Source organism: Paraburkholderia sediminicola, from assembly GCF_046030555.1.
Classification (GTDB): Bacteria; Pseudomonadota; Gammaproteobacteria; order Burkholderiales; family Burkholderiaceae; genus Paraburkholderia; species Paraburkholderia sediminicola_E.
On sequence record NZ_JAQQCH010000009.1, the window covers coordinates 154,585 to 178,575 of the forward strand.

General features: G+C 60.8%; 20 protein-coding genes. 9 read left to right on the forward strand and 11 right to left on the reverse strand.

What is annotated here, in order from left to right; genetic code table 11:
* The first annotated feature begins 111 nt into the window (after positions 1-111).
* Together PQQ52_RS15315 and PQQ52_RS15320 are read left to right on the forward strand one after the other, a co-directional pair.
* Entirely contained in the window at positions 112-1,692 is a 1,581-nt protein-coding gene (locus PQQ52_RS15315; protein WP_408212827.1) for an alkaline phosphatase family protein, read from the forward strand.
* A gap of 171 nt (positions 1,693-1,863) precedes the next feature.
* The gene (locus tag PQQ52_RS15320; RefSeq protein ID WP_408212579.1) at positions 1,864-2,181 is read left to right on the forward strand and encodes a DUF4148 domain-containing protein; all 318 of its coding nucleotides are present in this window, start codon (positions 1,864-1,866) and stop codon (positions 2,179-2,181) included.
* 271 nt (positions 2,182-2,452) lie between these two features.
* Here the strand turns inward: PQQ52_RS15320 and PQQ52_RS15325 are convergent, their stop codons facing one another.
* The 8 genes from PQQ52_RS15325 to PQQ52_RS15360 form a co-directional block, all read right to left on the reverse strand.
* A complete protein-coding gene (locus PQQ52_RS15325) occupies positions 2,453-2,701 on the reverse strand; it encodes a hypothetical protein (RefSeq protein WP_408212582.1) in 249 nt (82 codons plus the stop codon).
* Positions 2,702-2,817: 116 nt separating this feature from the next.
* On the reverse strand, positions 2,818-3,969 hold the full coding sequence (locus PQQ52_RS15330) for an acyltransferase family protein (protein WP_408212585.1): 1,152 nt from the start codon (positions 3,967-3,969) through the stop codon (positions 2,818-2,820).
* Positions 3,970-4,084: 115 nt separating this feature from the next.
* Entirely contained in the window at positions 4,085-4,903 is an 819-nt protein-coding gene (locus PQQ52_RS15335) for a hypothetical protein (RefSeq protein ID WP_408212587.1), read from the reverse strand.
* A 36-nt stretch (positions 4,904-4,939) separates the two neighbouring features.
* Positions 4,940-5,758, reverse strand: coding sequence for a hypothetical protein (locus PQQ52_RS15340; protein WP_408212590.1), 819 nt, complete (start codon positions 5,756-5,758; stop codon positions 4,940-4,942).
* A 226-nt stretch (positions 5,759-5,984) separates the two neighbouring features.
* Positions 5,985-7,031 (reverse strand): phytoene/squalene synthase family protein, encoded by a 1,047-nt coding sequence (locus PQQ52_RS15345; RefSeq protein ID WP_408212593.1) that lies wholly within the window; start codon positions 7,029-7,031, stop codon positions 5,985-5,987.
* Between the two features lie 109 nt (positions 7,032-7,140).
* Positions 7,141-9,054: a feruloyl-CoA synthase gene (locus PQQ52_RS15350; protein ID WP_408212595.1), complete on the reverse strand. Its 1,914-nt coding sequence runs from the start codon at positions 9,052-9,054 to the stop codon at positions 7,141-7,143.
* A gap of 111 nt (positions 9,055-9,165) precedes the next feature.
* Entirely contained in the window at positions 9,166-10,617 is a 1,452-nt protein-coding gene (locus tag PQQ52_RS15355) for an aldehyde dehydrogenase (RefSeq protein WP_408212598.1), read from the reverse strand.
* Positions 10,618-10,718: 101 nt separating this feature from the next.
* Positions 10,719-11,546, reverse strand: coding sequence for a p-hydroxycinnamoyl CoA hydratase/lyase (locus PQQ52_RS15360; protein ID WP_408212600.1), 828 nt, complete (start codon positions 11,544-11,546; stop codon positions 10,719-10,721).
* Positions 11,547-11,683: 137 nt separating this feature from the next.
* On the opposite strand from PQQ52_RS15360, the gene PQQ52_RS15365 reads away from it, so the two are divergent.
* The 6 genes from PQQ52_RS15365 (at position 11,684) to PQQ52_RS15390 (ending at position 18,983) form a co-directional block, all read left to right on the forward strand.
* A complete protein-coding gene (locus tag PQQ52_RS15365; RefSeq protein ID WP_325046312.1) occupies positions 11,684-12,184 on the forward strand; it encodes a MarR family winged helix-turn-helix transcriptional regulator in 501 nt (166 codons plus the stop codon).
* Between the two features lie 422 nt (positions 12,185-12,606).
* Positions 12,607-13,812 carry a 3-(3-hydroxy-phenyl)propionate transporter MhpT gene (mhpT, locus tag PQQ52_RS15370; protein ID WP_408212829.1) on the forward strand — a complete coding sequence of 402 codons (1,206 nt, stop codon included), beginning with the start codon at positions 12,607-12,609 and terminating at the stop codon, positions 13,810-13,812.
* Positions 13,813-13,870: 58 nt separating this feature from the next.
* Positions 13,871-15,010 (forward strand): porin, encoded by a 1,140-nt coding sequence (locus PQQ52_RS15375; protein WP_408212603.1) that lies wholly within the window; start codon positions 13,871-13,873, stop codon positions 15,008-15,010.
* 15 nt (positions 15,011-15,025) lie between these two features.
* The gene (locus PQQ52_RS15380) at positions 15,026-16,759 is read left to right on the forward strand and encodes a tannase/feruloyl esterase family alpha/beta hydrolase (protein WP_408212605.1); all 1,734 of its coding nucleotides are present in this window, start codon (positions 15,026-15,028) and stop codon (positions 16,757-16,759) included.
* Between the two features lie 391 nt (positions 16,760-17,150).
* Positions 17,151-18,626: an ATPase domain-containing protein gene (locus PQQ52_RS15385; protein ID WP_408212607.1), complete on the forward strand. Its 1,476-nt coding sequence runs from the start codon at positions 17,151-17,153 to the stop codon at positions 18,624-18,626.
* A gap of 6 nt (positions 18,627-18,632) precedes the next feature.
* Positions 18,633-18,983, forward strand: a complete 351-nt coding sequence (locus PQQ52_RS15390; RefSeq protein ID WP_408212610.1) for a response regulator — start codon at positions 18,633-18,635, stop codon at positions 18,981-18,983.
* A 59-nt stretch (positions 18,984-19,042) separates the two neighbouring features.
* Here the strand turns inward: PQQ52_RS15390 and PQQ52_RS15395 are convergent, their stop codons facing one another.
* From PQQ52_RS15395 to PQQ52_RS15405, 3 genes are all read right to left on the reverse strand, one after another.
* Positions 19,043-20,011 (reverse strand): amino acid ABC transporter permease, encoded by a 969-nt coding sequence (locus tag PQQ52_RS15395; protein ID WP_408212613.1) that lies wholly within the window; start codon positions 20,009-20,011, stop codon positions 19,043-19,045.
* A 29-nt stretch (positions 20,012-20,040) separates the two neighbouring features.
* The gene (locus PQQ52_RS15400) at positions 20,041-21,324 is read right to left on the reverse strand and encodes an NAD(P)/FAD-dependent oxidoreductase (protein ID WP_408212615.1); all 1,284 of its coding nucleotides are present in this window, start codon (positions 21,322-21,324) and stop codon (positions 20,041-20,043) included.
* A 68-nt stretch (positions 21,325-21,392) separates the two neighbouring features.
* Positions 21,393-22,232 carry a transporter substrate-binding domain-containing protein gene (locus PQQ52_RS15405; RefSeq protein ID WP_408212617.1) on the reverse strand — a complete coding sequence of 280 codons (840 nt, stop codon included), beginning with the start codon at positions 22,230-22,232 and terminating at the stop codon, positions 21,393-21,395.
* Between the two features lie 325 nt (positions 22,233-22,557).
* Here PQQ52_RS15405 and PQQ52_RS15410 point away from each other — a divergent pair, with 325 nt between their 5' ends.
* A complete protein-coding gene (locus tag PQQ52_RS15410; protein ID WP_408212619.1) occupies positions 22,558-23,991 on the forward strand; it encodes an MFS transporter in 1,434 nt (477 codons plus the stop codon).

Sequence of the window (23,991 nt, forward strand, 5' to 3'; positions counted from 1 at the left end):
CGCTTTCACAACGGCGCGTTTTGCGCTACGTTTGCAGCGCCGGCATTATCTGATGAGCTGACACGGCAGTACGCACCACAATCCATCCAATCTCCTGTTGGAGCGATGAATATGAGTGACGTCCACGATGGCGAAGCGGCAGCAAGCGAGGCAAACGCGTCGAACGCGGAGAACGCTTCGAACGCGGAGAATGCGTCAAAGGACCAGATCGAACATGTCGTGATGCTGCTCATGGAAAATCATTCCTTCGACCAGATGCTCGGCAGTCTGGACGAAGTACACGCCGGGCTGGATGGAATACGCAACGCCGCGTCCAAGTCCAACGACGACGGCAAAGGCCATACATTTTTCCCGCAGGCAACACAAGAGCGACAGATGCAACACGACCCGGATCACGGACACGAGGCCGTGCTGACCCAGATCTCGGGAGACAACGGCGGCTTCGTTCGATCGTTCGCGAACGACTACCCGAAGAGCACCCTCGCCGCGCGGCAAGACATCATGGGCTATTACCCCCGCGGCTTTCTTCCGGCGTTACACGCGCTGGGCGAGCAATTCACCGTGTGCGACAAGTGGTTTTCGTCGTTGCCCGGCCCGACCTGGCCGAACCGTTATTTCGCGCTGACCGGTACGTCGATGGGTGAGGTGGGAATGCCCGAAGGGCTCGATGCCCTGAACCCAAAGTGGTACACCGAGCAGAACCAGGACACGCTTTTCGACCGTCTAAATGACAAAGGGAAAACGTGGAAGATTTATTTCTACGATTTTCCCGCGTCCCTGCTGCTGAAAAACCAGCGTCGCACCGAAAATCTCGCGAATTACCATCTGTTCGACAAGTTCTTCGACGACGCTGCCGGCCCGGCGAACGAGTTTCCGCAGTTCGTCCTCATCGAACCGAAGTACTTCGGCGAAGCGCAGAACGACGATCATCCGCCGCATAACATCATGAAGGCGGAAAAACTGATCGCCGATACCTACAATGCGCTGCGTTCCAATCAGACATTGTGGGAGCGTACATTATTAGTCATCCTGTACGATGAACATGGTGGGTTCTTCGACCATGTTCCACCGCCATCGAATGCAGTGGCGCCCGACGAGCACACGGAGAGTTTCGATTTCACTCAACTCGGCGTGCGCGTCCCTGCCATTCTGGTATCTCCATGGTGCGACGCTGGCGTGTGCCATACGCAATTCGATCATTGCAGCCTGCTGAAATATCTTTCTGACAAGTGGGCGCTTGCACCGCTTGGCAATCGCACGCAGGCTGCGGCAAGCATCGGACCGGCGATCCGTTCCAGCGGTATTGCCCGGTCCGATACGCCGTCTTTTATCCGCGTGACCAATCAATCGCTGATTGCGGAGCACGTGGACCTGGAAAGGAAGTCGTCGAACGGCAATCAGCATGGACTCCATCATTTCGCCGACTACTTGCACGCAGAGTTGGATAAATTGGCCGCGGATTTCGTGGAATCGGCATCGCACCTCGCCCGTAACGAGACCGGGTGGGTTCTGCTAAAGAGCGCACTCGGCTCCGCGATGATGCGTCTCGGGCAGTGGCTCAGCAAAGACTTCTATCACGCCCGGGATGATCGCGAGGCGCGCACCAGCCAGGCATTTACCCGGCTCTCGCAGTCGAAGGTCCCGGCGAAAACGCCGCAAGACGGCGCCCCGGTCGCGGCATCGCGACCCTAGCAAGTCATACGCAAGGCCCTTCAGTCGGGCCCCTCATTTATTACAAATATCGCAACAAACCTTACCTGAATTGATGGTTACTCCGTCCAGATCGCAAAACTACAATGTAATCACTGACTACGAACAACACCGCTCGTAGCACGATAAAGACCGAACTGGAGGTAGTTCATCATGAAATCGCTCATTCAAGCTGTTGTTATCGCCGCTGTGCTGGCCGCGCCTGTTGCTTCGTTTGCCCAGTCAAATCAGCCCGTGACCCGCGCCCAAGTGCGCGCAGAACTGGTTCAACTCGAAAAGGCCGGCTACCAGCCGGGCCGTTCCGACCCGTACTACCCGGCTGACATCCAGGCTGCACAAGCCCGTGTCGCCGCGCAGAACGGCACCGCGCAAGCCGCAGAAAGCGGTTACGGCGGCGTGGTGAACGGATCGTCGGAGTCGAGCCACCCGATTCCGGCGAATGGTCCGAAGTCGATTTACTTCGGCAACTAAGCTGGTAACGCAGTTGGCAATCACGCTGTTCAGCGGAACGAACCTCAGAGGTCACGCCGTTTGCCCTGATCGACCGCTACGCGCGCAAAGCAGCCGCGCGCCCTGATTCAAATGAACTGGCCCGCGACCGAGTATCCCCGATCGCGGGCCAGTTCTGTATTCGATACCTCCGTCATCGGGCTCCCGATGACTTCGCCTGGACCTTCGCGGTCTGGGCGCTTTTTCTTGCTGTATTTCTCGTCGAAGCCTCAGCGGTAGCGGGCTGCCTGCGTCATTCGCGGGCGATCAGATCGCCCACCTGGCCGCGCCCCGTGACGAGACAGCTCGACAGGAAGTTTTCACCCTGGCTGCTGGCGCCGGCCTCACCGAAACCCTTTTTCAACGCGCCCGACTTGACCAGTTCCGCGCCCTGATGGCACGTAATTGTCCCCATTTCTCCCGCTTGCGCGCGCATCAGCGCCCTATCCGCCATCAGATAGCCAAGCAACAACACCACAGCAATATTGAACGCTTGCCTCATTGATCGTCTCCTCTTTTGAAGAGACTAACGCGAACCATCGATGCAGGATGCTAGGGGTTTCCCGATTGCTGGCTATGCAATGATGCAGATTAACTTAAGCGGCACTGCCACCTTAGTCAGCTATGCGGCGTGGCTGGATCTGGCTTGGGCCGTAGAAAGCGGAACTGCCGGATGCCACGTTGCACGCGCTTCGTATTCTGCTCGAACAGCAGGTACACCGCGAACGCGTACACATAGCAGATAACCAGCATGGTCACGAAAATCAGCGCGCCCCGGCCGTCGAACTGGATGCGCTGCCCGAACCCGACCGCTGCCACGAAAAGAATGAATGAAAAGTGCGTCAGATACAGCGAATAGGAGAATCCGGAAAAGAGCACCGCGATACGTGACAGCGGCGCAGGACGCAGGCGAACGTTTTCCCAGAGTATGCAGCGCAAAAACACGAAACACGGCACGCCGACGATCCAGTCGTTACCCAACAGGAACATGCGCGTCACCAGCAGCGCTGCAATAAAAACAGATCCACTGGCAAGTGTGAACCATGGCAACCCCGTCCGCGTGCCGCGTGCCGGGAAGCGCTTTTCAAGCCACACCAGCACAACACCCAGCATCCACAATCCGAACCCGCTCAGGAGCGACGGAAACGCGATCATCGTGCCGAGTGCGAGCACCCCTGCGGCGATAGCGCCCATTCCGCGACGCTGGCGCAGCAGCACATAGCAGGCAGGAAACCACATGTAGTACCAGAACTCGTTGGCGAGGCTCCATAGCGGCCCATTGGATCCATATGTGCCACACGTGAGTGTCTGCAGAAACGCGAGATTGCACAGCAGCGTTGCCTGGCCGAGATGCGAGGCGACATTGATCTGCTGATCGAAGGTGCCCTCGGTCCCCAGATAAAAAGGCCCGCCTGCCAGCGCGATGCCCATGCGGTCCCAGAACAGCGTCAGCAGCAAGGCCGGTATCAGCACGATCCATAGCCGCGACATGCGTTCGGTCAGATAGCGCTGCCAGTTCCATGTCCCCGTCTCGACCTGCCGCAGCACCGAGCCGCCGACAAAATAGCCGCTCAGCAGGAAGAACACGATCACCGCGGTGTGACCGTAGTTACTGATGAAATAGAACGCCTTGGCGGCAAGTCCCATACCGGCGTTCGCGCGGTAGTCGACGAACATCAGATTGCGCAAATGGCTGATGCACACCGCGCCTGCCGCCAGCGCGCGGATCAGGTCCAACGTGTCGCAATGTTGTTTGCCGGTCGGTGCCATGAGCGTCTGGAATCGGACAAGGAGGGTTGTCCGCCAAACTACGGCTCATGGCGTTTTTATTCAGTACGCTTGCCCACATTGCACACGCACGGCCCATGCGCCGCACACAAACACGCTATCCGTTGGGGTATTGCTGAGCGATGAGGTTCGCTCGCAACGTAGCGAACTGATTCATCATGTCGTTTAACAGATAGAGATCGCGACGACGATTCGCAGGCTGCGACGCCTGTGCATCGTAATCGACCGGCGACGTCACGCCTTGAGCCGCATAAGCGTTCATACCGTGTGCGCGTGACGTCTGAATCGCGCGCTTCGCCTGGTCGCGGTGCGTGACGACCGCCACCGTGCCGAGCGCTGCAGCAGTGCCTTGAAGCGCGATGATCGCAGCCGCTACGTCGTCGAGCGCCGGATAGCTGACCGTGCCATTGCTCGCGACGGTAGGCGGCGCGACCGTATGAAGGTTCGCGCTGCTCATCTGGTATTTCGCCGTGAGCACGCTGGCCACTTCCCATTGGGCGTAGACCATCACCGGCTTCGACTGAACCAGCTGATGCACGGCATCCGCGATCTCTTCATTAATCGGACCGGGCTGCGGCAGTTGCGATTGACCGGCTCCGCTCGTGGAATTCGCGCCGCTTGCAGCAGCCGGCCGGTCACCGAAGCTGTACGCGACGATAGCGCCGATCTGAGCGACGGGAATCGAGGGAAGATCCCAGCTAAAGAAGATGTCCTGGAGATACGGCGCTTCGGTGTTCGCGGTCGTGGAATCGTTCAACTCCACGCTGAGCTTTCCAAGCATTTGACGTTGGAGTTCGGCGTCGGCAATAGGCGTGTCGCCAGCCCAGGCCTTGCTGCTCACGGCGAGCATGGCGGCTGCAGCCGGTAGTGTGGCGGCGGCCGATGTCGAGATCAGAAATTTACGGCGGGATGACATGAGTTGCCTTGCTGTTCTGTGATGACGCTACGTGTTTTAACCTTGCGGATAGGCTTGGGCGATCGCGGCTAGGGCCTTCCCCGCCCATTGCGCCAACATGTCATGCACCAGATAGAGCCCGCGATTGCGAGTCCACGGCTGCCCCGACAAAGGATCGTAATTGACCGGCAGCGTCACTTCCTTCACCGCAAAGGCTTTCATGCCGCGGCCCACGGACGTCAGAATGCAACGCTTCGCATGGTCGCGATGGCCGACCACCGCCACGTTCCCCATCGCCGCGGCACCGCCCGCGAGCGCGACGATACCGGCCGCCGCACCGTCGGTACTGAGGTAGGTGATCGAACCGTCACTGGCAATAACCGGTTCGATGGACTGCAGATTCGTGCTGTTCATCTGATACTTGGACACGAGAAAGCGCGCGATTTCCCACTGCGCGAAGACCTTCACCGGATTCAACTGATAGATCTGATGGACCGCATCGGCGAGCTCTTCATTGATCGGCCCGGGATCGGGAAGCGCGGCCTGATTGGCGCCGTTACTCGCCGTGTTGCCACTCGCCGCGTTCGGCCGGTTGCCAAAGCTATATGCAACGATGGTGTTGACCTGTGCCGCGGGAATCAGCGGAAGGTCCCACGTGAAGCCCACGTCCATCATGTACGGCTCGAGGGTATTGCCCGTGGTGGTGTCATTGAGTTGCGCGTTCAGCTTGCCGATCATCTGCGCCTGAAGTTCGGCATCAGAGAGGGGCGCATTGGCGGAAAGGCTGTTGCCGCCGCATGCGCTAAGCGCGGATGCCAGAACTGGCAGCGTCGCCGCTTTGGATGCGGAGGCAAGGAAGGTCCGTCGGGTTTGCATAGCGTGCTGATAACCTGGTGCTGATCGGATTGATTGGTATCGCGTGAGCGAATTGATAAGACCGGTGATTCACGTCAGGCGCGAATTTTTCCGGTCTTGTCCCGAGCAGCACTCTAGTTACCAAATATGACAGCTCCATTAACCTGTAATGGACCTTTTATGCAACATGCATTGTGCGCCGCACATTGCAACGGATAACTAACCATCTATCAATCGGAATAAACGTTCAGAGCCGTGCTTCGATCTGCTTGATCCGCGTTTCAACCGACTTGCGCACCAGACCATTCGAAGGCACCAGCAGCAATGACGACGCGATGATCTGATACACCTGATTGCGCCGGACCTTGGAGACCTTAGCCGGGTCGAGCCAGGCATCGTTATCCACCAGCAATAGCAGCGTATCGAGGCCGATCAGGATCGGCCACAAACAGGCGAGACGCAACCGCACCGACAACGCCGGAATCGCCAGCGTATAGTCCAGGGCCTCCCGGAAGTGATCCAGCGACTTGCGCACGAGTTCGACCATCAGCGGCCGGGCGCGAACAGAATTCGCCGGCTGTAAGAGATCTTGCGCGCTCAGCGCATGTTGATCGAGCATCGTCTGCGGAAGGTAACAGCGGCCGATCCGCAAATCCTTGCCGCAATCGCGCAGCACGTTGGTCATCTGCAGCGCTTTGCCGAAACGCACGCCGCGGCGCGCCATGGTCCCGGGCTGCTCTTTCAGCGTGCCGGGCATGTGCGCGTAGGTCATGGTGGTCCAGAATTCGCCGACGCAGCCCGCCACCAGGTAGGTATAGCGGTCGAGTTCCTCGTACTCGCGCAGCGCGGCGATCTCGCCGGAACGCTCGTCGGGGAAGGTTCGAAGGTCGAATTCCATCCCTTCGGTCAGGGTCGACACGATCCCGCGTACGGCTGCGCGGTCGGTCTCACTCAGTTGCGACAGCACCTCGAGCGCGGGTCCAAGCGATTCCAGCAGGACCTTTTCATCGGACTGGACCTGTTGGCCCGCCACTTCTGCGGCCATGCGCTGAAACAGTGCACCGTCATTGGGGGCGCCGTTGACCTGGTCGCGTAGCGACAACAGCAACGCAAGGCGTTGCTCGGGCGAAATCAGCGAGGTGTCCGCAATCGTATCGGCCGCGCGCGCCAGCAGGTACGCAAGGCCGATCGGATCGCGCATGCCGACGGGCAGCACGCGCAGGGTGAGATAGAAGGAGCGTGAAACGCCTTTCAGGAGCGGGCCGAGGAGAAAGGCCCGGGTCGGATTCGGCATGAGTGGGATCAGGTCAGTATTGGGCAAAAATCAGGCGCTGCCGAATTGTATACGGCGAAACGCCTTTGCCGTGCGACGAGGAACCCGGAATCAGCGAGCGACGCGTGCCTTAAGCCGCGCCACAAGCGGCCGCGTAAATCACAGCGGGATCGCGCTGCGCAGCGTCGTACATTGCGTCGACGAGCGCGGCCCGGTGAGTCAGCACAGCGCGCTGGTTGATCGACCCTTTGTCGGTGATCTCGCCGAGATCGAGAGAAGGAGCGACGTCCATGAGTCGCAGGCGCGCGATAGTTGTCGCGCCGCCGGTTGCGCGGCGATTGAGCATGACGAGCAGCTCGGCAAAATGGGCTCGCACGGCGGGTGCTTCGATCACCTCGCGCGGGCTTGCCGATGCGGACAATCCAGCTAGCCGCCGACAATCGTCGAGCCGCGGAAACACCAGCAAGCCGACATCGTCGCGATTCATGCCTGTGACGACCACATCCTGCACATAAGGTGCCCCTTCGGAAATGACCCGTGCCCGCATTGGGCCAACGCTGACGAAGGTGCCCGAACTCAGCTTGAAATCCTCGGCAACACGCCCGTCGAATAGCAGGCCGAGTTCCGGTCGCTCGACATCGACAAAGCGCAACGCGTCGCCGCTGCAAAAGTAGCCTTCTTCGTCGAAGGCATTGTCCAGCTCGGCAGCGTTGGCGCGCCAATAGCCGGCCATCACATGCGGCCCGCGGTAGCGCGCTTCGAGCTTGTCACCGATCGGCGCGAGTTTGACCTCGCAACCATGCGCGGGCAGGCCAACGTAGCCGGCGCGCATGATCGGGCCCGTGGTGAACAGGCACGACGGCGATGTTTCGGTCATACCGAGTCCGGCCATGATCCGAATGCGCTCGCCGCAATATTTTTCGGTGACACGTTCGAGCCGGTCCCACGCTGCTTGCGAGAGCCCCGCACCCGCGAAGAAATAGATCTTCACGCGCGAAAAAAACGTCTCGCGCAATTGTGCGTCCTGCTCAAGCGCAATCGCCAATTCTTCCCAACCCTTGGGCACATTGAAATAGATCGTCGGGGCGATTTCACGCAGGTTGCGCAGCGTTTCCTCGAACTTGCCGTTGACCGGTTTGCCGTCGTCGATATAGAGCGTGCCGCCGTTGTAAAGCGCGATACCCGCGTTATGACTGCCGCCAAAAGTGTGGTTCCACGGCAGCCAGTCCACCAGCACCGGCGGCTCGTTCGCGAACTCGGGAAACGTTTCGAGCAGCATCTGCTGATTGCTGCACAGCATGCGGTGCGTGGTCGGCACGGCCTTGGGCAGTTTGGTTGAGCCAGAAGTAAACAGAAACTTGGCGATGGCGTCCGGACTCACCGCTGCGTGGGCGGCGTCGACGGTGGTGGGCGCTGTATTCAGCAGATCGCTGAACAAGGTCACGCTGTGTGCCCTGGGCGGCTCCTTTGGCGCACTTGCCGACACGACTTCGACATCGGCCGGCACCACTGCCTCGATCGCCTTGGCATAGGCGTCATAGCCGCTTACGAGAACCAGACCCGGCGTCAATAGATCGATCGTATGGCGCAGTTTGCCGAAGTCGCCGGAAACCAGCGCGTACGCAGGAGAAATCGCCGCATACGGAATGCCGGCCCACATCGCGCCGAGCGCCAGTTGCAGATGTTCGAGATCGTTGCCCGAAAGAATCACGACGGGCCGCTCGACGGAAAGCTCGCGCATCAGCAACGCTTGCCCGATCGCCCGGGCGCTTTGCAAAGCCTTCGCGTAACTCAGGCCGATCCATTGACCGTCACTGCCGCGTCGCGCCGCCAGCCAACGCTCCGGATGATCGCGCGCACTGCTCGCAAGCCGGTCCGTCAAACGTTGCGGATGCTCACCCAGCGGCTCGTCAGCGCGCAGGTACCACGTATCGCCGCGCCGTTGCGCGTGCAACGACGACGCGCCGATCGCCGTCGCGCGGTAAGGCATCGGCGTGCTGTCTCGCGCACCGGGGATATTCGATTGTTTCGGCTCGGAATGCAAAGCCTGTCTCCTGTGTCGATCGGAGTTAGCGCTTTAGCGCTTACTTCGATCCCATGCAAAGCTGTCGATCGGAGTTAGCGCTTTAGCGCTTACTTCGTAACCCGCGGACGATCAGATCGGATAGTGCCGCGGTCCGGTTTGAATCGTGATCCAGCGCAGGTCCGTGAATTCGGCGATCGATGCCTTGCTGCCGAAACGACCGTAGCCGCTCTTTTTCAGGCCACCGAATGGCATCTGCGCTTCGTCGTGCACGGTCGGGCCGTTGATGTGGCAAATGCCCGATTCGATACGCTTCGCCACATTCAATGCGCGCGACACGTCGCGACTGAATACCGCCGCAGACAGACCATATTCGCTATCGTTTGCCACCCGGATCGCTTCTTCGTCGCCGTCCACGCGCTGCACCGTTACCACCGGTCCAAAGGATTCCTCGGCGTAAAGTTTCATCTCGCGCGTTACGCCGTCGACAATCGCCGGTTGCATCACAGCGCCTTCAACGGTGCAGCCGACCGGCAGCTTTGCGCCTTTCTCGTGGGCATCCTCAACGAGCGCCTTGATGCGTTGCGCGGCTGCCGTACTTTCGAGCACGCCGAGTAAGGAACCGGCTGCGCTCGGATCGCCCGCCTTCAAGGTTCGCGCTTTAGCCGCGAGCCTGTCCACCAGCGCATCGGCGATCTTCCGGTCGACAATCACGCGTTCCGTCGACATGCAAATCTGCCCCTGGTTGAAGAACGCGCCGAACGCAATGCCGGCCACGGTCGCATCCAGATCCGCGTCGTCGAGCACCACGACGGGCGCCTTACCGCCAAGTTCGAGCAAGGCAGGCTTCAGATGCTGCGCGGCATGTTGCGCAACGATGCGACCAACCCGCGTCGAACCGGTGAAATTGACCCGGCGCACCGCCGGATGAGCGATCAGCCGTTCGACAATCGCGGGCGCATCTTCGGCGGAATGCGTGACGACGTTCACCACGCCGTCCCCAAGACCGGCTTCCTGCAATACGCTGCCAATCAAACGATGTACGCCTGGACAACCTTCAGAAGCCTTGAGCACGACCGTATTGCCGCAGGCGAGCGGCATGGCAATCGCCCGCGTACCGAGGATCACCGGCGCATTCCACGGCGCCATGCCGAGCACCACGCCGCACGGCTGACGCACGGCCATTGCGAGACTGCCCGGCACGTCCGACGGAATCACGTCGCCGTCGATCTGCGTGGTCATGGCGGCGGCTTCACGCAGCATGTTCGCGGCCAGCATGACGTTGAAGCCATACCAGTTCGGCATCGCGCCCGTTTCGGCGACGCCGGTTTCAATGAATTGCGCCGTGCGGGCGTCCATCAGATCGGCTGCGGCCAGGAGGCGTTTGCGGCGTTCGGTCGGCGCCATTGCGGACCATGCCGGAAACGCGCGCGCGGCAGCTGCCACGGCGGCGTCCGCATCGGCTAATGTCGCGGCCGGCGCGCGTGAGGCCGCGAGGCCGCTGGCGGGATTGATCCGCTCGAAAGTCTTACCGTCCGACGCGCCGCGGCTCTCGCCGCCAATCAACAACGTTACTTCATGCATGTGTCTCGCCTCCTCGCTCTCTCACTCGTCTCGCCAGTCTTTACGCGCGCCCGCTTCCGGTGCGTGAATCCGCCTGCATCCACGTTAGCGTTTGCGATGCATCAGCGCTTGTAGGTTTGCAGACCCGGCTTGATCGCCTTCTCGTCGAGGAACTGCTTCAGGCCCTGCTCACGGCCGCCTTCGGGATCCCGCAGTTGAGCCTGATCGAGCTTGGCGTACAGATAGTCTTCGTTCTGATCCCAGGTCAGTTCGCGGCAACGCTTGAAGCCGTTCTTGGCTGCGCGGAGCACCACCGGATTCTTTTGCTGCAGTTTCCCTGCGAGAACACGCGTGGCTTCGCGCAGTTCGGCACGCGGTACGCTGTTGTTGACGAGGCCCATTTGCGCCGCTTCCTGACCGGTGAACGTCTCGCCCGTCATGATGTAGTAAAGCGCCTGACGATGCCCCACGGTGTCCGCCATCGCCTTGCTCACCAGATTGCCCGGCGGGATGCCCCAGTTGATTTCGGAGAGGCCGAACACAGCTTCGTCCGCGGCGATCGCGAGATCGCACGCCACCAGCGGCGAGAAGCCACCGCCGAAACACCAGCCGTTGACCATCGCGATGGTCGGCTTCGCGTACATGCGCAGCAACTGCCATTGCCAGCGGCATGCGTCGCGGCGAATCTTTTCCTGCAGGATTTCCGGGCCGGCATCGACTTCACGGAAATATTCCTTCAGGTCCATGCCGGCGGTCCACGCGTCGCCCTCGCCCGTCAACACGAGAACCTGCGCTTCGGCGTCCAGCTCGACTGCTTCGAGCACCTCGATCATTTCTTTATTTAACGTTGGGCTCATCGCGTTGCGCTTCTCGGGGCGATTGAACGTGACCCATGCAATTCCTTCTACGACATCGACCTTGACGGTGTCCCAACGACCTTCGTAATTCATCTGTTTTCTCCGTGAACGTTGACCGCGACAGCGGCCTGATGAACACATTTAATATCAGGCTGCCTGATATGTAAAGTGGAATTTCACGGGCTCGGGGCAAACCCCTATCGGCGGAATCCGTCGTGAGGCGCGCTAAGATGCGAGCTAGACCGAACCTCCTGGCCACCATGAGCAAAAATCAAAATTCGCCCGCCGAACCCGCCACCACGCGCACCCGCCGCTCTAACCTGCGGCTCGCGTATGTGATCGGCAGTCTCGACCGTATCCTGCGGCGCCGCATGACCGAAGCGCTCGCGCCACTCGGACTGACGCTCGCGCAGTTCACCGCGCTTTCGGTGCTCGATGCGAAGGGCCAGGCGTCCAATGCGCAAGTTGCCGAGCGCTCCTTCATTACGCCGCAATCCGCCAATGAAGTGATGAACGCCATGGCAAGCCGGAACTGGGTCAGCCGCGAGCCAGACCCCACGCATGGCCGCATCGTGCTGCTGCAACTGACCGATGAAGGGCGAGCCGTGCTGCGCGAATGCGAGCAGGCCGTCAAGGCGATCGAGAAGCAGATGATGGAAGGCACCGATCTCGAAGCAGCCGGCGCGGTACAAACCCACCTCGAAACTTTCGTGCGCAACCTGCGCGGCTAACGTTCCCGTCTCTGCAACGACTAGGTGTTTTCACCGAAGCATTTGCGCTTGTGTTATCAGCCTACCTGATATTAAATCCAGTCCACGATACAGTGCATGGAGACACACTGTATCGCTTCGAGGCAAACGGACAGCAGTGCGGCCATCGAACCGATGTGCTGCGGCTTTCGCTGGGCTGTTCCTGAGCATCTCATCGTGACCTCCATGGCGGTCTGAGTCCCGCTTCGCCGAAACTGCCTGGGACACCAGATGGGCCGGCGCGACGCAATCGCAACCGCGGCAGCCGCTTCTGCACAGAGCCGGCACACCAGACGGCGACTCGACACCTGCCGTCCTTCGGCCACACCGGAAAAACACGCATTTTAATAAGGATCACTAACGTGAAAAGAACCGGAACATTACCTTCAACCGAGGCTCCCGCCATCTCGTCAACGTCCAGTCGGACAGGCGTCTTTGTCACACTCGGATTGTGTTTTGCCATCGCTCTGCTCGAAGGGCTCGATCTGCAGTCGGTCGGCGTCGCCGCGCCGCGCATGGCACGCGAGTTCGGTTTGTCGGTCGGGCAAATGGGTCTCGCGTTCAGCGCGGGAACCTTCGGCTTGCTGCCGGGTGCGATGTTCGGCGGACGACTCGCCGACCGGATCGGCCGCAAGCGCGTGCTGGTGATTTCCGCGTGCCTGTTCGGCTTGCTGTCGATCGCGACCGCATTGGTGAACGACTTTCACACGCTGGTAATCGTGCGTGTGCTGACAGGCATCGGCTTAGGCGGTGCGTTGCCGAATCTGATCGCGCTGTCCTCGGAAGCGGTCGAGCCGCGTTCGCGCAGCACCGCGGTAAGCGTGATGTATTGCGGCATTCCGTTCGGTGGCGTGATCGCGTCGGTGATCGGCGTGCTGAGCGCGGGTGACGCCGAGTGGCGTCACATCTTCTACGTCGGTGGCGCAGGGCCGCTGGTGCTGGTGCCACTGTTGCTCGTGTTTCTCGCGGATTCGAAGGCATTCACCAGAGCCTCTAAAGACGGTCATGCGAAGCCCGCGCCGGTCGGCGAAATCCTGTTCGGCGGCACACGTGGTTTGTCCACCGTGCAGATCTGGGTCAGCTACTTCTGCACGCTGATCGTCCTCTACTTCCTGCTCAACTGGCTGCCATCGCTGATGGCGGCCAGCGGGCTGTCGCGCGCACAGGTGGGCTACGTGCAGATCTTCTTCAACATCGGCGGCGGTATCGGCGCGTTGTGCATCGGCATGTTGATGGACCGCATGCGCTCGGGCGTCGTGGTGGCTGGCATGTATGTCGGGATCATCGCATCGCTCGCGGCGCTCTCGATGGCGCCCGGCTTCAGCGCGCTCGCCACCTCTGCGTTCTTCGCGGGGATGTTCGTCATCGGCGGGCAATCGGTGCTGTACGCGCTTTCTGCGGCGTTTTATCCGACTGCCATGCGCGGCACCGGCGTCGGCGCCGCAGTGGCGGTGGGACGTATCGGCTCGGTGGTCGGACCGCTGGCCGCGGGCCAATTGCTGGCGATGGGCCGCAGTTCTTCGACGGTCATCGGCGCGAGCATTCCCGTCACGCTGATCGCCGCCGTTGCTGCGTTGCTGTTGCTGCGCCGTCCGCGCGCCGACGACTGACCCGTCATACAAGACCTAACAACAAACACATTCAATCAACGGTTTGGAGAGACACTTCATGCAAGCATCCGCACGCCTTCTTCTTTGCGGCACATTGTGCGCTGTCAGCGGCGCAGCAGCAGCCCAATCGAGCGTGACGCTCTACGGCATCATCGACACCGGCGTCGAATACGTCTCGCACGCGAACGCCGCGGGCAAGAGCATTTTTCGCATGCCATCGGTTACCGGCGAACTGCCCTCGCGTTGGGGCGTGCGCGGCAATGAAGACCTCGGCGGCGGATATAGCGCGGTGTTTACATTGGAAAGTGGCTTCAACGTACGAGGCGGCGATCTCGGCCAGGGCGGCCGGCTGTTTGGACGTCAGGCGTTCGTCGGCATCAAGAGTCCGTACGGCACGGTGTCGTTCGGACGCCAGTACACGATGACGTACCTCGCGTTGATGGGCGCGGACCTGATCGGCCCGGATATCTATGGCCTGGGCTCACTCGACGCCTACGTGCCGAACGCTCGCGCTGACAACTCGATAAATTACCTCGGCACCTATGCGGGCGTGACGTTCGGCGCGAACTACTCGTTCGGTCGCGACGCCACCGGCACCGGCAACTCGCCAGGCCAGGGCACGTGCACCGGCTCAGTGGCCGGGCATGCGACGGAATGCCGCGAGTGGTCGGTGATGCTGAAGTACGACGCGCCGCTGTTCGGCGTCGCGGCGTCGTACGAGGAACAGCGCGGCGGGAGTACAGCGGCGGCGAACTTCTTCGATGGCATCGCGCCGACGCCGCTCACCAACGCCGCCGACAGGGACATTCGCACCCAGGTCAGCGCATACGCGAACATCGGCAAGGCAAAGATTGGTGCCGGCTGGCTCAATCGCCGCGTGGAACCGTCGGCCGCCACGACTGCAGACGTGCGCTCGAATCTGTTCTTCGTCGGCGCCTCGTACTTCGTGACGCCCGCCTTCATTGTCGACGGCGAGGTCTACCACATCACCAACAGCGACCACGACACGCGCGCCACGATGGGCACCCTGCGCACCACGTATCTGCTTTCGAAGCGCACCGCTGTCTACGCGCAAGGTTCGTATCTCGCCAACAGTGCGAAGGCGCGCTACTCGGTCAGCGCCGGTGGCGGCGGCACGACTCCCACGGCAGGCACCGGCCAGAGCGGCGTGATGCTCGGCATTCGTCATTCGTTCTAGTCCAGGAGATATCGCATGAAGCACACCTCTATCGCTCTGGCAGCGGCTACGGCGCTCGCGCTCGTCGCATGCGGCGGCAACGACGTCGGCGACCCGGCTACCACAAGCACGAACGCAAGCGCCCTTCCACAACTGAGTGCGGCAACACCCGGCACGCTCGCCGGCAATTGCGCGGCGCTCGGCGCGAAGCTCACCTTCGCCAACACCGTCTTCACCTCGGTGACGGACGTGGCGGCCGGTACGCTCAACGTAGCCGGCAAGCCGATCGCCGAACACTGTTTGATCCAGGGCAGCATGAATCAGCGGGTCAGCAGCGTCGACGGCAAGACGTATGCCATTGGCTTTGAAATGCGTCTGCCGCTTGCGTGGAATGGGCGCTTCTTCTATCAGGCTAATGGCGGTCTCGACGGCAACGTGGTCACTGCTACCGGGGAGATCGGCGGCGGCGGCCCAACCAACGACGCACTCAACATGGGCTTCGCCGTCATCAGCTCGGACGCGGGACACAGTTCGGCGCAAAACCCGCTGTTCGGTCTCGATCCACAGGCGCGCCTCGACTACGGCTACAACGCGGTCGCCACACTCACGCCGATGGCCAAGCAGGTGATCAAACTCGCCTACGGCAAGGGACCGGACCGCAGCTATTTCGATGGCTGCTCCAACGGTGGCCGTCATGCCCTGGTCGCGGCAGCGCGCTCGTCGGCTCAATACGACGGGATCATTGCCGGCGACCCGGGCTTTCATTTGCCGAAAGCGGCGATCGGCGAGATGTGGAGCGCCCAGCAATTGGCGAAAGTGGCGACCGCCACGACCGCAAACGGCTTGCCCGATATCACGACCGGGTTTACCGCTGCGGAGCGCCAGATGGTGGCGTCGAAGATATTGGCCAAATGTGACGCGCTCGACGGCGCCAGCGACGGCCTCATTCAGGATATCAAGGCATGCCAGGCAAATTTCAACCTGGCTACCGACATCCCCACCTGCACAAGCAACGTGCGCGACGGAACCTGTCTGACGAGCGCGCAGAAGGACGCCATCGGCAATGTCTTCTCGGGGGCACGCAACGGCGCCGGTACTGCGCTATATGCCAGCTTCCCGTATGACGCCGGTCTCGGTGCCGGCTGGTCAGCCTGGAAGCAGGCCAACTCGATCACCCTCGATCCGGCCGCGGCGGCGTTCACGTTTACCACGTTGCCGCAGAGCGCTTCGGTGTTGAGCCAGTTGTCGGCCTACGCGCTGAACTTCAACATGGATACCAACGCACCGCAGATCTTCGCCACGAGCGGTGTTTATAGCGAGTCGGCCTGGTCGTTCATGACGCCACCCGACGAGACCAACCTCAGCGCATTGAAGCAGCGCGGCGCAAAGTTGATGGTCTATCACGGCACGAGCGACCCCGTGTTTTCGTCGAACGATACAACTGACTGGTATCAGCGGCTCATGACAGTCAACGGCGGCAACGCGTCGAACTTCGCCCGCCTTTACACGATCGCCGGCATGAACCACTGCTCCGGTGGCCCGAGCACCGACCAGTTCGACATGCTCACGCCGATGATCGCGTGGGTCGAACAGGGCAAGGCGCCGGACAGCGTGGTCGCCACCGCGCGCGATGCGAGCAATGTCGTGCCGAACGCGGACGTGCCTGCCGATTGGGGTGCAGCACGCACGCGGCCGCTCTGCGCGTATCCGAAAGTGGCCCGTTATCAAGGCGGAGACATGAGCGCTGCAAGCAGTTTCGCGTGCAGCTAAGGCCTAACTGAGTCGTAGCCGAGTTGTAGATGCTCCCGCAGAAAATGCATCCCCCTCGCGCATGATTTGTTTTTTGCATGTGCGAGGGAATGCCCGTCCTGTTTCTCGCGTTTTCCCCCTCGTTGCACCGTTTTGTAAAAACCGCTTCTGCACCCCGCCCCTACCTACCTGCAAGCGGAACCCCTCGCGCACCATTGCGCCGCCCGCCCACAGGCCATTCGCCAAGTGGACGGAGGCCCGGGCAGAATCCCCGCATCCAATGCCGATACGCATAATCGCCGCCCACGAGCGGGAACGTGAATTGCTGGCACGGGTCGTTTGAGCGATAGACGATCCGCCTGGGTTCACTGGCGAGCTGTCGCTCCTTCGCACTTTCAACGGCGTATCGACAATGACTATCCGCGAATCTCAGACGTCCCCCCAATCCAACGTGGAAACGGGTGTCCCCGGTCTCGACGAGATCCTGGGCGGCGGTCTGGTCAGCGGTGGGGTCTATCTGCTGGAAGGCATGGCCGGTGCGGGCAAAACGATTCTGTCGAGTCAGATCGGTTTTCATCGTGTGAGCAAAGGCGAAAAGGTGCTGTACATGACCTTGATCGCCGAGTCGCACGACAAGCTGCTGGCGCATCTCAAGGGTCTGAGCTTCTTCGACGAGAGCGCCGTGGCGCAGCGGATGTTCTTCGTGTCCGGCTATCACGAGTTGATGAAGGACGGTCTCGACGGTTTCCTCAAGCTGATTGCGACGAGCATTTCCGACTATCGTCCGAGCCTCATGATCATCGACGGCTTTCGCAGCGCCCGCGAATTCAGCGAGACCGAGCTGTCGCTGTCGAAGTTCATCCACGAACTGAACGCACTGGTCGCGGCAATGGGTTGCACCACGCTGCTGCTCGCGCCGCTGTCCGGCAACGAACCGCATCCTGAGCACACACTGGTCGACGGTCTGATCGAATTGAGCCGCTACAACGACGGCATGCGCCGCGCGCGCGAAATCGAAGTGCACAAGATGCGTGCGCGCAACCACCTGATGGGCAAGCATTTCTTTCGCATCGCCGAAAGTGGGCTTCTGACGTTCCCGCGTCTGGAATCGCAATGCGCCGCGCAACCCGGGCCAGTCGATCTGAAAACGCGACTCGGCTTTGGTCTCCCGCATCTCGACAGTCTGCTCGGCGGCGGTTTTGCCCAAGGTTCCACGACCACACTAATCGGACCGTCAGGTGTCGGCAAGACCTTGCTTTGCCTGCAGTTTCTTGCAGCCGGCGTGGCGCGGGGCGAACACTGCGTGTATCTGGGTTTTTACGAAGGACCGCAGCGCCTGATCGGCAAAGCCGAGGCCGTCTCGATCGCGCTCGCCGACGCATACCACGACGGCCGTCTCACGATTCAATGGCAACCCGCCATCGAACTGGCCGTCGACGAACTCGCGGCGGTCGCGCTCGCCACGGTCAGGAAGACCGGCGCGAAGCGAATCGTGATCGACGGCGTGGAAGGCTTTCGCGACTCTGCCTTGCGGACCGAACGCTTCGGCCTGTTCCTGAATGCGCTCCTGCATCAACTGCGGGAAGCCTGCGTCACCACGATCCTGACGGAAGAACTGCCGCTTTACGCCGACCCCGGCCACGCGAAGAGCGTACGGGTCTCCGCGTTGACCGAGAATCTGGTGCTGCTGCGCTACGCCGAAACAGACACGGGTTTGCGGCGCCTGATTTCAGTGGTCAAACAGCGCGAAAGCGCCCACGACACGTCTCTGCGCGAACTCGTGATTTCGTCGCAGGGCCTCGACGTGACCGGCAGCCCGGCCGGCCCCGCCAGCTTGTATCCGGCGCAAGGCCTGTCGGCCACGCTGACGCCGCGACGAAATACCTAGCCACCCATGAAAACCATCCTGGTCGTGGACGACGAGTTCGACATCCTCACGGTCTGGCGACTGTTGCTGGAGCGGCAGGGCTATACCGTGCTGACTGCGTCCAACGGGGCCGCCGCACTTGAGCAGATCCACAAGACCCGGCCCGACATCATCGTGTCGGACTGCATGATGCCGGTCATGTCAGGGCTGCAACTGTGCGCCGCCCTGTTCGCCGACCCCGATCTGCGCGCGATTCCAATCATTCTGTGCAGCGCGGCCGCGGATATCCCCGTGCAGCCGAATCCCACCATCGAATACGCGCGCAAGCCGCTTTCATTCGATGCGCTGCTCGCCATGCTGAAACGGATGGCGGTTTGACGAAGCGACGGACAGCCAAAGAAGCGAGTCCATGAAAACAACGCGATCGGCAACGCGCGTCATCGCGTGGATTTCCTGTATCTACGTTCAATGCGGGACTGGATCACCTCCAGCATCATGGACATCAACCAGTAAACGAGCGCTGCGGTAATCAGCATTTCCATATGTCGGAATTCACGCTGCCCCTCGGTAGTCGCCACGTACGTTAACTCCCATACGCCGACGACGGACACCAGAGAACTGTCCTTAAGCATTGCGATAAATTGATTCCCGGTCGGCGGAATAATGATCCGCATGGCCTGAGGAAGAATGACCAGCCGCATCATCATGCCGTGAGTAAGACCGAGTGCACGGGCCGCGTCCCATTGCCCTTTTGGAATGCTTTGAATGCCGGCCCGGAAAATCTCGGTCATGTAAGCGCCGTAGCAGAGCGACAACGCAGCGACGCCGGCGGGTATCGGGTTGACGATGTAACCCAACTGCGGCAAGCCCAGATACAAAATGAAGATTTGCATCAGCAACGGCAGGCCGCGAAACAGCGACGTATAGAACGTCGCAATACCAATCGCGATACCATTCGACGACAGTTTCGCAAGCGCGCCGATCAGTGCAAGCACAAACGCAATCGCAATCGAGATCGCGGAGATGTATAGCGTCGTCGTCGCGCCCTGCATCAGCAGATAGCCGATTTTTCGCTCGATGAACTCAAAGCTCAGGTTGAATGTGGAGAAGAACAGCACCACCAGCAGCGCCAGTTCAATCCATACGACGATGATCTGCAGTCGCACCGACAGACGCAACAGCAAATAGCAATTCGCGACAAATGCCGCGCCAGCCATAGCGGTGCCGATCACCTTCCTGAGCAGATCCGCGTCCATGCCGACCGCTGGAAAGCCGTGCGCCGCACCGGCAATCCAGTCCGGTGCGACGTGCACCGCGTAGTAGCCGACGATCAGTAACAAGCCAAGCAAGGCCAGAACGACACCCGGATTTCGCTTAGGGGTTCCGGCAACGTCTTCCGCAAACATGTGTGTCTCCCGATAAGCTGACGCACTTTTTATGCAGCGCGCTCTCGCATGAAATCCATGAGCTGGCAATACCAGTACGTAAGCTGAACGGCTGCGGTGCCGGCGGGGCCACCGTTCCATTGCAAGCCAAACGGCGCGAAGATCCTGTATCGATCGCTCTCACCCGCAATACCTTGCGCGATCAGCCGGCCGCCAATCGCCGTCGTGTTCATGCCGTGGCCGCCAAAGCCCATGCAGTACCACACGCCCGTTTGCAGCTGGCCGATAAGCGGCATCAGATGTCTTGCATACGACATCCGTCCGGACCACGCGACCGCCACTTTCAGATCACTCAACTGTGGATAGGTGTCGACCATTCGCTTGCGCAGGATTTCGGCCAGACGATCCGGCTCCGAGGTGCGCGTCGTGATCATGCCGCCCCACAGCACGCGCTCGCCGCCGTCCACCAGGCGGTAATAGTCGCTGGCTCGACGGCTATCCCCCACGGATGCCGTCGTGCGAATCGCTGTGGCGATCTGTTCTTTGGCCGGTTCGGTCAAAAGCATATAGGTCGAGATCGGCAGATAACTGCGCGCCAGTTCAGGCACCAGACCACCGGTATAGCCACCGCAGGTGAAAATGACGTCACGGGCGCTAACGGTGCCGCCCACGGTCTTCAACCGTTTAATCGCTGAAGTCGAGTCGAACGATACGACTTCCGAGTCTTCGAATACCTGCCCGCCCAGCCGACCGATCTCTGCAACCAGCGCACGCGCGTAGTTCAGCGGATGAAAGTGAAAAGCTCGCCCATCGTATAGCGCCTGACGGTATTTGCTCGACACCAGCAATTCGCGCACGTCTTCATGTGATTTGAACGCAAGGTCGTATTGAAACTCATGTGCCATCCACGATTGATGGGCGCGCATTTCAGCGGTGTTCTCATGACGGGAGGTGCGCAACACACCGTGAACCTGCTGTGCGTCGCGGATATCGAGTTGCGCAATATTGCTGGCCACGATGTCGACGCCTTCTATCGACATGCGGTAGATGGATTTGGCATCGTCGATGCCCGCACGCTGGGCGATTCGAGCAAAGCTCGTTGAATACCCAGGGCTGACGACGCCACCGTTGCGCCCCGATGCTCCCCACGATACGCGTTGCGCCTCCAGCAAAATGACCGAGCGGCCACGCCGAAGCAATTCCAATGCAGCGGTAATGCCTGCCAGGCCGGCACCCACGATGCAGACGTCGGCCTCTTTGACTCCGCTTAACCGCGGTCTTGACTCAGAGGTTCGAAGGGTTCGCGTGTAATACGTGTCCAGGTAAGAAGCCATCTTGTGAGCCGCACCGGTTATTGTTCTTTTCGCTCAGGCGGTGCGGCGGCGCAAGCCGCCGCGACCGTTCATTGGGTGTAGTCGCGACCGAACCACTTCATGCTTATTTTGGTCAACGTGCCGTCCTGCTTCATCTGGTGAACCACGTCACCAACCTTCTTGTCCCATTCCGCGTCGCCCTTGTCGGCAACGATGGCAAGCGGCTCACGATACGCATAGTCACCCGGGACGATCTTCACCGGATAGCCGCTCTTGATCGCCGCGAGGGCCGTCTGCTCCGGCGTGATGATGCCGTCCAGACGCTTGCCGTCGCCGAGGCGAAGGTCATCGTAGGGGAGCATCGAGTCCGTGTACGTCTTGATTTCCTTCGGCTTCTGCGACATGTACTTGAACGCGGGCACATCGGGACCTGCGATTTCAAGGTGGCCTTGCACGTAGTCTTCCGACGTGGTGCCCGCCTCCACGCCGATGATCTTGTTGTTCAGATCCGCACGTGTCACGGCTTTCGAGTCTCTGTTCACGACGAACACGTAGGGGCTGTAGTAATAGACAGCGGGGAAATCAAGCAGTTGGGCGCGCGGTTTGGTCGGCGTCACGGACAGCACCGAGAGGTCCCAGCGGCCGTGCCAATGTCCGCCGGTCATCAGACTGAACTGCGGCGTATCGAACGATACCTTGACCCCGAGGCGGCGCGCGATTTCCTTTGCAACGTCGATATCGAAGCCGTCGAATTCGTGTTTGTCGTTCAGGAACGCTTGCGGAGGCCATTTGCCGCTCGTCGCCACCACCATGTTGCCGTTCTTCATGACCCGGTCCAGTGTCGCGCCTGCCTGAGCATTCATCGCGGTAAGGGCAACAGTCGCGCCGATCGTGAGCCCTAGCAGTCTGCCTAGAATTGTCTTAACCATGTTGCAAGTCTCCTGTTTATTGTTTTGCCGCACGGGTAGCCTGAAAGACTCCTCGTGGTTCCGTCCTTGCTGGCGCGAATGTACGGCGCGAACCGGAGACGCGCTACCAATATAAAGGCATCAGGTCGTTCCGCAACTGCATCAAGTCCGCCTGGCGTGGATTGCCCATGCCTGGCGTTTGGCCAGATTGAATATCAACAGACCCTAGGTAAAACTCCGAATTCCTGACAGGCGCCGCACGGGCTACCCTCGATGGATTGATTAAATAGAACGTCGTTCTATTAGACAGAACGACACCAGCAAGAGACACTCGAAGGAGGATTCCATGGCAAGCCTGCCGATCGACACACCCGGCGCGTCGCCCGATTCAAGCGCCGGCGCGCAGGGGCCCACGCCCGGCGTCAATGCGCGCATCGACCGTTTGCCCGCGACGCGCACGATTTGGATGCTGGTGTTCCTGCTGTCGATCGGCGGCTGGTTCGAGTTCTACGATCTGTTTTTTACGGCCTATGTCGGCCCGGGTCTCGTCAAAAGCGGGCTCTACGCGACAACCACGGCGTCATTCTTCGGCGTGTCCGGCTTGGGCGCCTTCGTGGCGGCATCGTTCGCCGGGCTCTTCATCGGCACGTTCTTTTTTGCGGGTATGGCGGATCGCTATGGCCGCAAAACCGTATTTACCGTCTCGCTGCTCTGGTATTCCGCGGCGACGCTGGTCATGGCGCTGCAAACCAGCGCGCCCGCCATCAACCTGTGGCGCCTGATCGCGGGCATCGGCGTGGGCGTCGAACTGGTGACGATCGACACCTATGTCAGCGAACTCGTGCCGAAGCATCTGCGTGGGCGCGCCTTCGCTTTCGTGCATCTGGTGCAGTACACCGCCGTGCCGTCGGTCGCCTTCCTCGCGTGGTGGCTGGTGCCGCAAACGCCGTTCGGCATCGACGGCTGGCGCTGGGTCGTGATCATCGGTGCGGCCGGCGCGGTGGTGGTGTGGGCAATCCGGCGGCGCGTGCCGGAAAGCCCGCGCTGGCTTGCGCAGCAAGGCCGCGCGGCCGAGGCAGAACAGGTCCTGCAAGCCCTCGAAGCGAAAGTCGCGAGGCAATATGGCAAGCCATTGCCCGCACCGGTACCCGCTGTCGAGCCGGCCACCACCAAGGCCGCCTTCCGCGAAGTCTGGCAGCCACCGTATCGCAAACGCGTGATCACGATGCTCGTGTTCAACTTCTTTCAGGCGATCGGCTTCTACGGTTTCGCATCATGGGTACCGACGTTGCTGGTCTCCAAAGGCGTGACGATCACGCACAGCCTGATGTATTCGTTCGTCATCGCGATTTCGAATCCGTTCGGACCGCTGATCGGCATGGCCATCGCGGACCGCATCGAACGTAAAACGTTGATCGTGTTGTCGGCGCTCGGCATCGCCGTGTTCGGCAGCCTGTTCGCGACGCAAACCTCGCCTGCCATGCTCATGATGCTCGGCGTGCTGATCACGCTTTGCGGCACGCTGCTCTCGGTCGGCTATCACGCGTATCAGACCGAACTGTTCCCCACGCGTTTGCGGGCTCGCGCCGTCGGTTTCGTTTACTCGATATCGCGCTTATCCGCGATGTTTTCCGGCTTCATGATTGCTTTCGCGCTGCGCCACTTCGAGGTGCCGGGCGTGTTCGCGTTGATCACCGTGTCGATGGTGATGGTGATGGGCGCGATCGGCCTCTTCGGGCCGCGTACCAACAATCGCAATCTCGACGAAATTTCGCATTGA

Coding starts and splice junctions, on each gene's coding strand:
- PQQ52_RS15315 (WP_408212827.1), top strand. CDS start 112: ATGAGTGACGTCCACGATGGCGAAGCGGCAGCAAGCGAGGCAAACGCG.
- PQQ52_RS15320 (WP_408212579.1), top strand. CDS start 1,864: ATGAAATCGCTCATTCAAGCTGTTGTTATCGCCGCTGTGCTGGCCGCG.
- PQQ52_RS15325 (WP_408212582.1), bottom strand. CDS start 2,701: ATGAGGCAAGCGTTCAATATTGCTGTGGTGTTGTTGCTTGGCTATCTG.
- PQQ52_RS15330 (WP_408212585.1), bottom strand. CDS start 3,969: ATGGCACCGACCGGCAAACAACATTGCGACACGTTGGACCTGATCCGC.
- PQQ52_RS15335 (WP_408212587.1), bottom strand. CDS start 4,903: ATGTCATCCCGCCGTAAATTTCTGATCTCGACATCGGCCGCCGCCACA.
- PQQ52_RS15340 (WP_408212590.1), bottom strand. CDS start 5,758: ATGCAAACCCGACGGACCTTCCTTGCCTCCGCATCCAAAGCGGCGACG.
- PQQ52_RS15345 (WP_408212593.1), bottom strand. CDS start 7,031: ATGCCGAATCCGACCCGGGCCTTTCTCCTCGGCCCGCTCCTGAAAGGC.
- PQQ52_RS15355 (WP_408212598.1), bottom strand. CDS start 10,617: ATGCATGAAGTAACGTTGTTGATTGGCGGCGAGAGCCGCGGCGCGTCG.
- PQQ52_RS15360 (WP_408212600.1), bottom strand. CDS start 11,546: ATGAATTACGAAGGTCGTTGGGACACCGTCAAGGTCGATGTCGTAGAA.
- PQQ52_RS15365 (WP_325046312.1), top strand. CDS start 11,684: ATGCGAGCTAGACCGAACCTCCTGGCCACCATGAGCAAAAATCAAAAT.
- PQQ52_RS15375 (WP_408212603.1), top strand. CDS start 13,871: ATGCAAGCATCCGCACGCCTTCTTCTTTGCGGCACATTGTGCGCTGTC.
- PQQ52_RS15380 (WP_408212605.1), top strand. CDS start 15,026: ATGAAGCACACCTCTATCGCTCTGGCAGCGGCTACGGCGCTCGCGCTC.
- PQQ52_RS15385 (WP_408212607.1), top strand. CDS start 17,151: ATGACTATCCGCGAATCTCAGACGTCCCCCCAATCCAACGTGGAAACG.
- PQQ52_RS15390 (WP_408212610.1), top strand. CDS start 18,633: ATGAAAACCATCCTGGTCGTGGACGACGAGTTCGACATCCTCACGGTC.
- PQQ52_RS15395 (WP_408212613.1), bottom strand. CDS start 20,011: ATGTTTGCGGAAGACGTTGCCGGAACCCCTAAGCGAAATCCGGGTGTC.
- PQQ52_RS15400 (WP_408212615.1), bottom strand. CDS start 21,324: ATGGCTTCTTACCTGGACACGTATTACACGCGAACCCTTCGAACCTCT.
- PQQ52_RS15405 (WP_408212617.1), bottom strand. CDS start 22,232: ATGGTTAAGACAATTCTAGGCAGACTGCTAGGGCTCACGATCGGCGCG.
- PQQ52_RS15410 (WP_408212619.1), top strand. CDS start 22,558: ATGGCAAGCCTGCCGATCGACACACCCGGCGCGTCGCCCGATTCAAGC.